This window comes from Pseudomonas paraeruginosa PA7 (assembly GCF_000017205.1).
Classification (GTDB): domain Bacteria; phylum Pseudomonadota; class Gammaproteobacteria; order Pseudomonadales; family Pseudomonadaceae; genus Pseudomonas; species Pseudomonas paraeruginosa.
In genome coordinates this window covers 5,905,119-5,917,767 of the sequence record NC_009656.1, presented here as the reverse complement: position 1 = coordinate 5,917,767, position 12,649 = coordinate 5,905,119, and the positions used below count along the sequence as shown (strand labels likewise).

10 protein-coding genes are annotated in these 12,649 nt (G+C 65.5%); 8 read left to right on the top strand and 2 right to left on the bottom strand.

Going from position 1 to position 12,649, the window contains the following annotated elements; genetic code table 11:
* Positions 1 to 94: 94 nt before the first annotated feature.
* From PSPA7_RS27390 to wapR, 6 genes are all read left to right on the top strand, one after another.
* On the top strand, positions 95 to 1,852 hold the full coding sequence (locus PSPA7_RS27390) for a carbamoyltransferase family protein (RefSeq protein ID WP_003157006.1): 1,758 nt from the start codon (positions 95 to 97) through the stop codon (positions 1,850 to 1,852).
* Positions 1,836 to 2,972: a glycosyltransferase gene (locus PSPA7_RS27385; protein WP_003157005.1), complete on the top strand. Its 1,137-nt coding sequence runs from the start codon at positions 1,836 to 1,838 to the stop codon at positions 2,970 to 2,972. Before PSPA7_RS27390 ends, PSPA7_RS27385 begins: the two co-directional genes overlap by 17 nt.
* Positions 2,966 to 3,862 (top strand): antimicrobial resistance protein Mig-14, encoded by an 897-nt coding sequence (locus PSPA7_RS27380; RefSeq protein WP_012077689.1) that lies wholly within the window; start codon positions 2,966 to 2,968, stop codon positions 3,860 to 3,862. Before PSPA7_RS27385 ends, PSPA7_RS27380 begins: the two co-directional genes overlap by 7 nt.
* Positions 3,863 to 3,865: 3 nt before the next feature.
* Positions 3,866 to 5,287, top strand: coding sequence for a PIG-L deacetylase family protein (locus tag PSPA7_RS27375; RefSeq protein ID WP_012077688.1), 1,422 nt, complete (start codon positions 3,866 to 3,868; stop codon positions 5,285 to 5,287).
* 72 nt (positions 5,288 to 5,359) lie between these two features.
* Entirely contained in the window at positions 5,360 to 6,316 is a 957-nt protein-coding gene (locus tag PSPA7_RS27370; protein WP_041025535.1) for a glycosyltransferase family protein, read from the top strand.
* A 162-nt stretch (positions 6,317 to 6,478) separates the two neighbouring features.
* Positions 6,479 to 7,363 carry an alpha-1,3-rhamnosyltransferase gene (wapR, locus tag PSPA7_RS27365; protein WP_003157001.1) on the top strand — a complete coding sequence of 295 codons (885 nt, stop codon included), beginning with the start codon at positions 6,479 to 6,481 and terminating at the stop codon, positions 7,361 to 7,363.
* 24 nt (positions 7,364 to 7,387) lie between these two features.
* Here the strand turns inward: wapR and PSPA7_RS27360 are convergent, their stop codons facing one another.
* Together PSPA7_RS27360 and PSPA7_RS27355 are read right to left on the bottom strand one after the other, a co-directional pair.
* Positions 7,388 to 8,581: an O-antigen ligase family protein gene (locus tag PSPA7_RS27360; protein WP_012077686.1), complete on the bottom strand. Its 1,194-nt coding sequence runs from the start codon at positions 8,579 to 8,581 to the stop codon at positions 7,388 to 7,390.
* A 7-nt stretch (positions 8,582 to 8,588) separates the two neighbouring features.
* Positions 8,589 to 9,239 carry a BUD32 family EKC/KEOPS complex subunit gene (locus PSPA7_RS27355; protein ID WP_012077685.1) on the bottom strand — a complete coding sequence of 217 codons (651 nt, stop codon included), beginning with the start codon at positions 9,237 to 9,239 and terminating at the stop codon, positions 8,589 to 8,591.
* Between the two features lie 107 nt (positions 9,240 to 9,346).
* On the opposite strand from PSPA7_RS27355, the gene msbA reads away from it, so the two are divergent.
* The gene (gene msbA, locus PSPA7_RS27350; RefSeq protein WP_012077684.1) at positions 9,347 to 11,158 is read left to right on the top strand and encodes a lipid A export permease/ATP-binding protein MsbA; all 1,812 of its coding nucleotides are present in this window, start codon (positions 9,347 to 9,349) and stop codon (positions 11,156 to 11,158) included.
* A gap of 43 nt (positions 11,159 to 11,201) precedes the next feature.
* Complete coding sequence (hldE, locus tag PSPA7_RS27345) at positions 11,202 to 12,626, top strand: bifunctional D-glycero-beta-D-manno-heptose-7-phosphate kinase/D-glycero-beta-D-manno-heptose 1-phosphate adenylyltransferase HldE (protein ID WP_003156834.1); 1,425 nt, start codon at positions 11,202 to 11,204, stop codon at positions 12,624 to 12,626.
* Positions 12,627 to 12,649: the final 23 nt, after the last annotated feature.

The following is a 12,649-nucleotide window of genomic DNA, read 5'->3' as shown; positions in this document are numbered from 1 at the left end:
AACGACCACCGTTCGCGGCGGTCGACGAGTTAAACGAAAGCCGCGGTTGCCGGTCCCACTCCGCAATCGCGAGCTGCTTTGAAGAGGTTCTACCGTGGCATTGACCGTCCTAGGCCTGTCTGGCGCCGTAAGCCATGACCCGTCCGCCGCCCTGTACATCGACGGCAAGCTGGTCGCGGCCGTCGAGGAAGAGCGCTTCGTGCGCGACAAGCACGCGAAGAACCGCATGCCCTACGAATCGGCGAAGTTCTGCCTGGAACAGGCCGGGATCAAGCCGGCCGATGTCGACGTGGTGGCGATACCCTTCGCTCCCATCAGCATCATGGAGAAGGCCCGCTGGCACTATGCGAGGCGTTACGCCTACGCACCGGACCGTGCCCTGGACGCGATCCTGCTCGGCAACCGTCGCTACAAGCGCTACTACAAGCGCATCGAGTGGTGCCTGCAGCAACTCGGCTTCGATCTGAAGAAAATCAAGATCCAGCCGGTCGAGCACCACCTGGCACACGCCTCCAGCGCCTACCATTGCTCCGGGTTCAAGGAAAAGACGGCGATCCTCGGCATCGACGGCAAGGGCGAGTACGCCACCACCTTCTTCGGCTGGGGCGAGAACGGCCGGATCCACAAGATCAAGGAGTTCTACGATCCGGACTCGCTGGGCGGCCTGTACGGAGCGATCACCGAGTACCTCGGCTTCGACATGCTCGACGGCGAGTTCAAGGTCATGGGCATGGCTCCCTATGGCGACGCCAGCAAGTACGATTTCTCCCGTCTCGCCAAGTTCGAGAACGGCGAACTGGTGATCAACACCGACTATGCCAACGTCATCGGCTTCCGTCGCTACAAGGAGAAAGGCAAGGGCTACTACTTCTCGCCCAAGCTGATCGAGTGGCTGGGACCCAAGCGCGAAGGCGACATCGCCGACGACCCCTACATCCACTACGCCGCCAGCATCCAGGCGCTGTTCGAGAAGCTGGCGCTGGAAATGATGGACTACTACCTCGGCGACATCATCCGCGAGACCGGCAAGGTCGCCTTCGCCGGCGGTTGCGCGCTGAACGTCAAGCTGAACCAGAAGATCATTTCCCGTCCCGAGGTGAAGGAACTGTTCGTTCAGCCGGCGGCCAGCGACGCCGGCACCGCGGTCGGCGCGGCGGCCTATGTGTCGCACCAGCGCGGCGTTCCGGTGGAGAAGATGGAGCATGTCTACCTCGGCCCGGAGTACTCCAACGAGGACGTCATCGCCGCCTGCGCCCGCCACGAGGCTCGGCCGCAATGGATGAAGATCGACAACCGCAGCCGGCGCATCGGCAGGATCCTCGCCGACGGCAACCCGGTGGCCTGGTTCCAGGGACGCATGGAGTTCGGTCCGCGCGCCCTTGGCGGCCGTTCGATCCTCGGCTGTCCGAGCGTGCCGGGCGTGGCCGACCGGATCAACGCGCAGATCAAGTTCCGCGAGCGCTGGCGGCCGTTCTGCCCGTCGATGCTGGATACCGTCGGCCCGCAGATGTTCAAGATCGACCATCCGGCGCCGTTCATGACCTTCACCTTCGAGGTCAACGAAGAGTGGAAGGACCGCGTGCCGGAAGTGGTGCACGAGGACGGCACCTCCCGTGCCCAGGTGCTGAAGCGCGACTTCAACCCGCGCTACTACGACCTGATGAAGGAGCTGGAAAACCTCACCGGCAACGGCGTGGCCCTGAACACCTCGCTGAACCGCCGTGGCGAGCCGATGATCTGCTCGCCGACCGATGCCCTGAACATGTTCTTCGGCTCGGACCTGCAGTACCTGATCATGGAAGACATCCTGGTCGTGAAGGAGGGCGTGGACTGGTATGACTCGGTCGGCTGAACCACGCGTCCTGCAGTTCTGTCACGGCTACGACGGGCCGTTCCTCGACTGTGCCCGTCAGTACGCCAGCCTGTTCGCCGGGACCCCGTACAAGGTCACCACGGTGTTTCTCACCGGTCGCTCCGACCCGGAGGTGGCGGCCCGCTGCGCCTCCGACGAGGTGCTGTTCCTCGAGTATGGCTCGAAGGACATCCGCGGCCTCAAGCTGAAGGCGATCCGCGACCTGCGCGAGATCGCCCGCTCGCGCGATTTTCGTTTCTGCATCGCCCATCGTTTCAAGCCTATCTGGGTCGCCAGCCTGGCCACCCGCCTGCCGATCGTCGGTGTGCACCACGCCTTCGGCGACTACCAGCGCCTGTCCAGGCGGGTCTTCGCCGGCCTGCTGAGCAAGCGCCTGAGCCTGCTGGCGGTATCCGACGCGGTGCGTGACGACATCCGTCGCTGCCTGCCGAAATGGCCGGCGGAGCGGATCGAGACGCTCCACAACCGCATCGACGTCGCCGCGCTGCAGGCCGAGCAGGTCGAGCGCCTGAGCGCGCGCCGGCAACTGCGCCTGCCCGACGAGGCCTGGGTGGTCGGCAATGTCGGCCGCCTGCATCCGGACAAGGACCAGGCCACCCTGCTGCGTGGCTTCGCCGCCGCGCTGCCGCGCCTGCCGCAGAACAGCCTGCTGGCGATTCTCGGCAGCGGTCGCCTGGAAGACCGGCTCAAGGACCTCGCCTGCGAGCTGGGGATCGGCGAGCGCGTACTGTTCCTCGGCCAGGTCGAAGAGGCCCGGCGCTATTTCAAGGCGTTCGATGTCTTCGCCCTGAGTTCCGACCACGAGCCGTTCGGCATGGTCCTGCTGGAGGCCATGGTCGCCGGCGTGCCGTTGATCGCCACCGCCTGCGGCGGCGCCCGCGAAGTGGTGGAAGGCGTCGGTATCCTCTTCCCGCTGGGCGACGAGACGGCCCTGGGCGAAGGCCTGACCCATCTCGCGGCGCTCGACCGCCGGCAGCGCGAAGCCTGTGCGCGGCTGATGCTCGAGCGGCTGGAGACGCGCTTCTCCGACGCCGCGGTGCGTCGTGAATTCTGGCGCCTGCCGATGATCGCCGGCTTCGCTTCGGAGTCTGCATGCTGAACCGGTTGCGCGTCTTCCGCGAACGCGGTTGGCGCGAAGTGGACGCCTCGACCTACGCCCAGGCATGGCAGCGTTTCGGTGGCAGCGTGGCGACCCATCCGCGGGTGGTCGAGCAGCTCGCCGAACTGGCTGGGATCCCGGTGCGCTACCTGGGCTGGGAAAGCGCTGGCGAACTGTGCGCGGCGATCCCGACCTGGGGACGCCACCTGGCGCTGTCCAAGGAGGTGCTCAAGCGTCGCGGGAAGAAGGGCCTGTATGACCTGGGCAACGCCGAGCTGATCCTGCCGGTAGCCGCCGAGGCCCGCGTCGCGTTGCGCCACGCCGGTCGCTACCTGTCGGCGCTGCACGAGCGAAACATCGTCACCTTGCGTGCGCAGGCCGAGCAACTGGCGTTCGCCCGCGCGCCGGAGGATTTCTCCAAGAAATTCCGCTACAACCAGCGCCGCGAAGTGCGCCTGGTGGAAGAGGCCGGCGGCCAGGTGCGTCAGGCCGACAGCTTCACCCCGGCCGAGTTCGCCGCCATCTACCTCGAGCTGTTCCAGCGTCGCTGGGGCTTCCCGGCCACCGGCGCGGCGCGCATGGCCGAGGTCTTCGAGCGCCTGCGCGACCTGTTGCGTGGCTCGGTGCTGCTGCTCGACGACCGGCCGATCGCGGTCCAGGTGCTCTACCGCGTCGAAGCGCCGGGTTGGCTCAGCGTCGAGTACATCAACGGCGGCGTCGATCCGCAGACCCGCGAGTTCAGCCCTGGCAGCGTGCTCAGCTACCTGAACACCCAGGCCGCCTGGGAAGAGGCGCGGGCGCTGGGCAAGCCGTTGCGTTACTCGTTCGGCCGCGCCGACCGCGAGTACAAGGATCGCTGGTGCCATCCTTCGCCGGTCTTCCAGGTCTGACCCATGAGCGCGCGCAAACAGCAATTGCTCAAGCGTCATCGGCGCAACAAGCGGATCGGCCTGCTGCTGGCGATGCTGGTGGCGCTGGCCGTCGGCGTTCTGGTCAGCCCCTGGTTGCTGCCGGTTCTCCTGCCGTGCCTGTGGATCGCCCATGAGGCCTGGTTCGCCGATCACCTGTTCTATTCGCCTGGCGAGGACTATCGCTACCGTTTCGATGAGCGGGTCGAGGCCCTGCCGGTGCGCGCGCTGGACGGCGGCAGGCTACAGGTGGATGGCGAGCTGCGTGCGGACGATACGCTGTTGCTCGGCATTGCCGTGCGTGCCGGCTGGCTGGGACGTTTTCTCGAGCCGGCGGTGCTGATCGAGGGTGGCGCGCAGGTCGATGCGCAGGCTTTCGAGCGTGGCGTGAACGGCCTGCGCTACCTGAACCTGACGGGACTGGCCGAAGCACTGGCCGCAGGCCGGATACGCCTGCGCGGCCGGCATTGCCGGCTGCTCGGCGAGCCGAGCCTGTGGCGCGCGCGGCATCCCGACTACCGCGCGCGGCGGGTGATGGTCATCGCACCGCACGCCGACGATGCCGAACTGGCCGCCTTCGGCCTGTACAGCCAGGCCCGCGAGGCCTGGATCGTGACCCTGACCGCCGGCGAGATCGAGACCGAACACTTCCGGCGCATGGGGCTGGACGGGGTCGCCGCGGCGCGACTCAAGGGCCGCCTGCGCGCCTGGGACAGCCAGGCCGTACCGGCCTGGGGCGGCGTGCCCGCCGAGCGTTGCGTGCAACTGGGCTATTTCTGCCTGCAACTGCCGGCGATGCAGGCCGAGCCGGAGGCCGTGGTGCCTTCGCGCGAGGCCGGCCTGAGCGATACCCGCCCGTTCCGCCAGTTCAATCGCCTGCGCCTGGCCAGCGATGCCGACGGTCTGTCCACCTGGCGCAACCTGCTGGCCGACCTGCGCGAACTTATCCTGCTGGCGCGACCCGAGGTCATCGTCCTGCCGCATCCGCATTTCGACCCGCATCCGGACCATGTGCGCGCCCAGCAGGCCGTGCGCGAGGCGCTGCAGGGCCTGGACTGGCAACCGCGGACGCTGCTGCACTATGCCAACCACCTGCATGACAACGATCGCTGGCCGATGGGCGATGCGCACATGGGCGTCAGCCTGCCGCCGCTGACCGAAGAGTGTCCGCCGCTGCTGCCCTGGACGCTGCCGCTGGAGCCGGCGCGCCAGGTGGACAAGGCCATGGCGCTGGGCATGATGCACGACCTGCAGCCCCGCCCACCGTTCAAGCGTCGCCTGCGTCGGCGCCTGCAAGGCTGGCTCGCCGGGCGCCGCTGGCCGGCCTATGGCGAGGACGAGTTCATGCGCAAGGCGGTGCGGCGGCAGGAACTGTTCTGGGTGGAGTCACTGGATGGTGATGCATGATGCTTCGGTCGTACGGCCAGGTATGTTCGAGCCGCCATGCTGTCGCGTGGCGGCCGTGAGGATGAAGGTCTGATGAAAGTTCTGTTTCTGGTGCAGAAAGAGCAGCGTGCGATCCTGGACCGCCTGTACGACGGCATCGCCGCCCACTGCGAATGCGACACCCGTTGGCTGAGCAGCGAAGAGCAGGCCGACCTGCGCGGGTATTTTCGCAAGCATGTGGACGTCTCGCGCTACGACCGGATCCTGTTCTTCCTGCGCTTCAAGAAGGAAATGCGCCAGGTCCGTTTCATCCGCAGCGTGCCCAACCTGGTGATCCTCGAACACGACGCCTACCAGAACTACATTCCCTGCAAGTACACCGGCAAGTTCAGCGCCCATTACCGGCGCCTGCCCTGGGCGCGGGTGATCAGTTCCGGCCATACCGTCAGCGAGCGCCTGCGCGAGGAGGGCTTCGACGCCGTGTTCGTGCCCAAGGGCTACGACCAGACCCTGCTGCATGACCTGGAGCTCGAGCGCGATATCGAGCTGGCCTTCGTCGGCAGCACCGGCAGCGTGGCCTACAGTGGACGCAAGGCCTTGCTCGACGAACTGGGCAAGGTGGAGAACCTTCTGGTGACCAAGACCAGGTCCGGCGAGGAATACCTGCGGACGCTCAATCGCATCCGCTTCTTCGTCAGTGCCGACGTCGGCATGGGCGAATACATGATCAAGAACTTCGAGGCGATGGCCTGCGGCTGCGTGCTGCTGGCTTTCGACCAGGGCGAGCGGGAAAACGAGGCCCTGGGTTTCCGGGACATGGAGAATATCGTGCTGTACCGCTCGGTGGCGGACATCCAGGAAAAGCTCGCGATATTGCGCCTGGATACGGCCCTTGCCGAGCGGATCGCACGAAGCGGCCAGGCTTTGGCCATCGAACGATTCAGCTTCGCCGCTGTCGGTCAGAGTATCGTCGAGGCCATGCGTCCCGCGTTGCGTGCAGCGGAGAACCCCGGGTGGCTGGAGAGTACCTGGCGGCGTATTTTTACCTGAAGACAGCGGCCGCGAAGAGCCGGGGCTTCAGGCGTGTTTGCTATTGTTCAGCTTGTTTTTCGCGGGCTGGGGGGAGGTGAAAGACCGATGAAGATCGCAGGATCGCTCATGGATGTCTGGCGCTTTGTGTGGGGACGTGAAGGACAATTAAGGTTGTAGATTATGGCGCTCGTCGATGATGGCTCGCAGCCATTGGTTTCCGTGATCATCGCTTCCTATAACCACGAAAAGTACATCGAAGCGAGCATCGCCAGCGTGGCTGCGCAGACGTACTCCAACGTGGAGCTGCTGGTGGTGGACGATGGCTCCAGCGATGGCAGCGTCGAACTCCTGCGCGGCCTCCAGGCGAAGTACGGCTTCGATCTCAGGGTCCAGCAGAACCAGGGGCTGTCGAGAACGCTCAACGAAGCGATCGCCAGGGCCCGGGGCGATCTCATCGTGCCTTTCGGCTCGGACGACATCATGTTGCCGCAACGCCTGGAAAAACAGGTGGCGCACCTGCATGGCAAGCCCGAGGTGGGCATCTGCGCGGGCAATATCGAGATCATCGACTCCAATGGCCGGGTCATGCCGGGAAAGGAGCAGCGCAAGCGCGACCTGCCGTTCCGCCGCCTCGACTTCGACGACCTGTTCCTCGATCGCAAGCCGGGACCCATGGCGCCTACCCTGATGTTCCGCCGGGAAGCCCTGGAGAAGGCCGGCGGCTTCGATCCGGACATCCGCCTGGAGGACGTCTACATCGAGCTGGCGGTGACCAGGGCCGGCTATGTCATCGATATTCTCGGCGAAGTCCTGGCCCAGTACCGCAAGCATCCCACCAATACGTACAAGAACGTGCGTTTCATGGTGGACAACGTATTCAAGACCTACAGTCAGTTCAGCGATCACCCCGACTACGAGCAGGTGATCATGCGTTTCCGCAACTCGATGTTCCTCAAGTGCTCGAACCGGGACAAGGTGCTGGCCCGGGAGCTGCTTTCCGGCTTGCCGTTGAAGTACTGGAACGAAAAGACCTTCCGCGGCATCGCGCGGCTGTTCTTCTCCTAGCTCGGATGAACCCGGACCGCCTCCTCAGGAGGCGGTTTCGTTTTTGTCGCGGGCGCTTTTCTGCACCCACAGGGCGTACAGCAGGGCCAATGGAATCCAGATCAGGAACCAGTGCTCCTTGGGGCGGGGCAGGAAGGCGTTGCCCTCCGTGAGGCCGGAAGCCAGGCCGAACACCAGCCAGGTCGAAGCCAGCAGAACGGCGGGAGATTGCCGGTTCTTCCAGGCGAAGGCGAAGGCCAGGGCGTAGATTGCCAGCCACAGCAGGAGACCGATGATCCCGCCGGCGAACAGCACGCCCAACTCGATGTTGTGCGGATCGGCGAGCAGCATGCCGTTGCTCAGGGCGATGCGCATCGGGTGATCGTATCCGTGCCCGAGCCACGGATGCTCGCCGATCTGGCGCAGGGCGTCGGCCCAGATTTCCGGGCGGAAGGAGGCTCCCCTCTGGATGATCGCCTCCGGATACAGAACATAGGCCAATAACGCTCCGGCGACGGCCAGTGCGAGGGCGATGAGGCTTTTTTTCCTGTCTCCGGCCAGGACCAGCCAGACCAGGCTGGCTGCGAGTCCGACCAGGGGGGTCCGCGAGCCGGTAGCCACGAGAAGGCCGCCGAGAACTGCCAGCGAAAGCAGTGGCAAGGGCGCCAGGACGTGGCGAGACTGCATCCAGTAGACCAGCCACAGGGCTGTGAACGCGCCATAGACATGAGCGCTCAGCAATGGATTGTAGAGGGCGCCATAGCCGGTAAGACGTAGCGGACTGGCGTCCCAGTGATACTGAAGCAGGGTTACAACGGCCGAGACGAGCGCTCCCACGGCCGCCAGCCAGGTCGCGGTCCTGAGGCGCCGGGGAGCCTCGAGCGCCAGGATGGCGGCGCAGAAGAACAGGAGAGCGATATACAGAGGGCGCTTGAGCAACGAGCCGGTGGAGTTCTCGGGGGTCGACCAGGAGAGGCTGAGCATCATGTAGCCGCTGAAGGCGAGGAAGGCGATGAACAGCGGCGAGCCGGCCAGCGGGCGAAGCAGTCGTGGTTGCAGTATCACGTACAGCAGCGTCGGCGCCGCCAGCAGGATATAGAAGAGGCGGTGGTAGTCGGAGCGGTCGCCGATCCAGAACATACCCGTGAGCAGGGCCAGCCAGCCGAGGGGCAGGATCCAGTGGCTAAGCGCATGGCTGGTGGGGTGGCGAAGGCGGGCCAGTCGGGTGATTGCGAACATTCCTTGCTCAATCCAGTTGCAGTTGCTTGAGTAGCTGCTCGAGTGTCCAGTGGAACTGGCTGCTGCGCAGGTAGGCCTTGAGCACCAGGTGCTCGCTGTCGTCGAGGAACCAGGTTCGATCCTGCTCGTAGCGCAGCAGGTGCTTGAAGTTGCGGATGCGCTGGGTGGCACCGAGGGCGCTGCGCTGGACCCGCAGGTCGGCGATGTCGATCAGGCCCATGCGGCCTTCCGGGGTACGCACCACGTTGCCCAGGTGCAGCGAGCGGAAATACACGCCCCTGGCGTGCAGCGTGGCGATCAGCTCGCCCAGTTGGGTGCGTACTTCGTCGCCGTGCGCGGGGTCGTTGCGATCCACTTGCCGGAGGGTCTGCCCCGGCAGTGGTTCGTAATGCACCGCGTCGCGCTGGATCTGCGGGATCCGCAGGACGTCCAGCACCTTCGGACAGACGATGTCGCGCCGTGCCAGCTCGCTGGCGTTGCGGGCGAAGCGTTCCGCGTAGGGGAACAGGGCTGCGGAGGAAATCAGTCGCTTGCGGCGAAACAGCTTGAGGAAGGTCCCGTCGCGCAGACGCAGTACCTTGTCCCCATGACCATCGGCTTCCAGCACTTCTGCGTTGTCACGCAACTGCAAGTAGGAGGGGTAGTCTATGACTCGCATGCGAGCTCCTGAACGAACGGCCCGCCATCTTACCCCAACACGCCCCCCGGGCGGAGTGATGGACGTCCTGTGCTACACTCCGGGACCTTTTCAGCATGTAAGAAACCATGAGCGATAGTCCTCAGAATCCCGGACCTTCCAGTCTCAAGATCTATTTCCGCCTGTTGGGCTACGTGAAGCCCTACATCGGAATGTTCCTACTCAGCATCGTCGGTTTCCTGATCTTCGCCTCGACCCAGCCGATGCTGGCGGGCATTCTCAAGTATTTCGTCGACGGCCTGTCCAATCCTGACGCGGCTTTGTTTCCGAACGTGGAATGGCCCTGGCTGCGCGACCTGCACCTGGTCTACGCGGTGCCGCTGCTGATCATCCTGATCGCCGCCTGGCAGGGCCTGGGTTCGTTCCTCGGCAACTTCTTCCTGGCCAAGGTCTCCCTCGGCCTGGTGCACGACCTGCGGGTGGCGCTGTTCAACAAGCTATTGGTGCTGCCGAACCGCTATTTCGATACGCACAACTCCGGCCACCTGATCTCGCGCATCACCTTCAACGTGACCATGGTCACCGGCGCCGCCACCGAGGCGATCAAGGTAGTGATCCGCGAAGGCCTGACCGTGGTCTTCCTGTTCCTCTACCTGCTGTGGATGAACTGGAAGCTGACCCTGGTGATGCTGGCGATCCTGCCGCTGATCGCGGTGATGGTGACCACTGCCAGCCGCAAGTTCCGCAAGCAGAGCAAGAAGATCCAGGTGGCGATGGGCGACGTCACCCACGTCGCTTCGGAAACCATCCAGGGCTACCGCGTGGTGCGCAGCTTCGGCGGCGAGGCCTACGAGGAAAAGCGCTTCCTCGACGCCAGCCAGAGCAACACCGACAAGCAATTGCGGATGACCAAGACCGGCGCGGTCTACACGCCGATGCTGCAACTGGTGATCTATGTCGCCATGGCGGTGCTGATGTTCCTGGTGCTGTGGTTGCGTGGCGATGCCTCGGCGGGCGACCTGGTCGCCTATATCACCGCGGCTGGCTTGCTGCCCAAGCCGATCCGCCAGCTTTCCGAGGTCAGTTCGACCGTGCAGCGCGGCGTCGCCGGCGCGGAAAGCATCTTCGAGCAACTGGACGAAGTCCCCGAGGAAGACCGGGGCACCGTGGAGAAGGAGCGGGTCGGCGGGCGCCTGGAGGTACGCAACCTGAGCTTCCGCTACCCGGGCACCGACAAGCAGGTGCTGGACGACATCAGCTTCGTCGCCGAGCCCGGGCAGATGATCGCGCTGGTCGGCCGCTCCGGTAGCGGCAAGTCGACCCTGGCGAATCTGGTTCCGCGCTTTTATCAGCACAATGAGGGGCAGATTCTCCTGGATGGCGTCGAGATCGAGGATTATCGTCTGCGCAACCTGCGTCGCCACATCGCCCTGGTGACGCAGCAGGTCACCCTGTTCAACGACAGCGTGGCCAACAACATCGCCTATGGCGACCTCGCCGGCGCGCCGCGCGAGCAGATCGAGCGGGCAGCGAAGGCGGCGAACGCCAAGGAGTTCATCGACAACCTGCCGCAGGGCTTCGATACCGAGGTCGGCGAGAACGGCGTGCTGCTCTCCGGCGGCCAGCGCCAGCGCCTGGCGATCGCCCGGGCGCTGCTCAAGGACGCACCGCTGCTGATCCTCGACGAGGCCACCTCGGCGCTGGACACCGAATCGGAGCGGCACATCCAGGCGGCGCTGGACGAGGTGATGAAAGGACGCACCACCCTGGTGATCGCTCACCGCCTGTCGACCATCGAGAAGGCCGACCTGATCCTGGTGATGGACCAGGGGCATATCGTCGAGCGTGGCAGCCACGCCGAGCTGCTGGCGCAGAACGGCCACTATGCGCGGCTGCACGCGATGGGACTGGATGAGCAGGCGCCGGCGCCTGTCGGCTGATAAACTGGGCGTCTGCCCCGAGAGGTTGTTTTCTGGAGTTCCCATGAAGTTGTCCATGCCCCGTTTCGACCAGGCCCCGGTATTGGTGGTCGGTGATGTGATGCTCGACCGCTACTGGCATGGCGCGACTTCGCGCATCTCGCCGGAGGCGCCGGTGCCGGTGGTCCGCGTCGAACAGCACGAGGACCGTCCCGGCGGCGCCGCCAACGTCGCGCTGAACATCGCCGCGCTGGGCGCCCAGGCCTTGCTGGTCGGCGTCACCGGCCGCGACGAGGCTGCCGACAGCCTGGCCAACAGCCTCAAGGCCGCCGGCGTGGACGCGCGTTTCCAGCGCATCGACAGCCAGCCGACCATCGTCAAGCTGAGGGTCATGAGCCGTCACCAGCAATTGCTGCGGGTGGATTTCGAAGAACCGTTCCGAACCGACGCTGCGGCCCTGGCGCTGGACGTCGAGGCGCTGCTCGACCAGGTCAAGGTGCTGGTGCTGTCCGATTACGGCAAGGGCGCGCTGCAGAACCACCAGGTGCTGATCCAGGCGGCCCGGGCTCGCAATATCCCGGTATTGGCCGATCCCAAGGGCAAGGACTTCGCCATCTATCGCGGTGCCAGCCTGATCACCCCGAACCTGTCCGAATTCGAGACCATCGTCGGCCGCTGCGCCGACGAGGCCGAGCTGGTCGCCAAGGGCCAGGCGCTGATGAGCGAGCTGGAGCTCGGCGCGTTGCTGGTGACTCGCGGCGAGCATGGCATGACCCTGCTCCGCCATGGCCAGCCGGCCCTGCACCTGCCGGCGCGGGCGCGGGAAGTGTTCGACGTCACCGGTGCCGGCGATACGGTGATTTCCACCCTCGCCGCGGCGCTTGCCGCCGGCGAGGAGCTGCCGTCCGCGGTGGGCCTGGCCAACCTGGCCGCCGGCATCGTGGTCGGCAAGCTCGGTACCGCGGCGATCAGCGCGCCCGAACTGCGTCGCGCGGTGCAGCGCGAGCAGGGTTCCGAGCGTGGCGTGCTGGGCCTGGAGCAATTGCTGCTGGCGATCGAGGACGCCCGCGCCCACGGCGAGAAGATCGTCTTCACCAATGGCTGCTTCGACATTCTTCATGCCGGCCACGTGACCTACCTCGAACAGGCGCGCGCCCAGGGCGACCGCCTGATCGTCGGGGTCAACGACGACGCCTCGGTCACCCGTCTGAAGGGCGCCGGCCGGCCGATCAACTCGGTGGACCGGCGCATGGCGGTGCTCGCCGGGCTTGGCGCGGTGGACTGGGTGGTGAGTTTTGCCGAGGACACCCCCGAGCGCCTGCTCGAGCAGGTCCGCCCGGACGTGCTGGTCAAGGGCGGCGACTACGGCGTCGAGCAGGTGGTCGGCGCGCAGATCGTCAAGGCCTACGGCGGCGAGGTACGGGTGCTCGGCCTGGTGGAGAACAGCTCGACCACCGCCATCGTCGAGAAGATCCGCCAGAAAGGCTGAGCCTTTCCCCGGCCGGTCGCCCC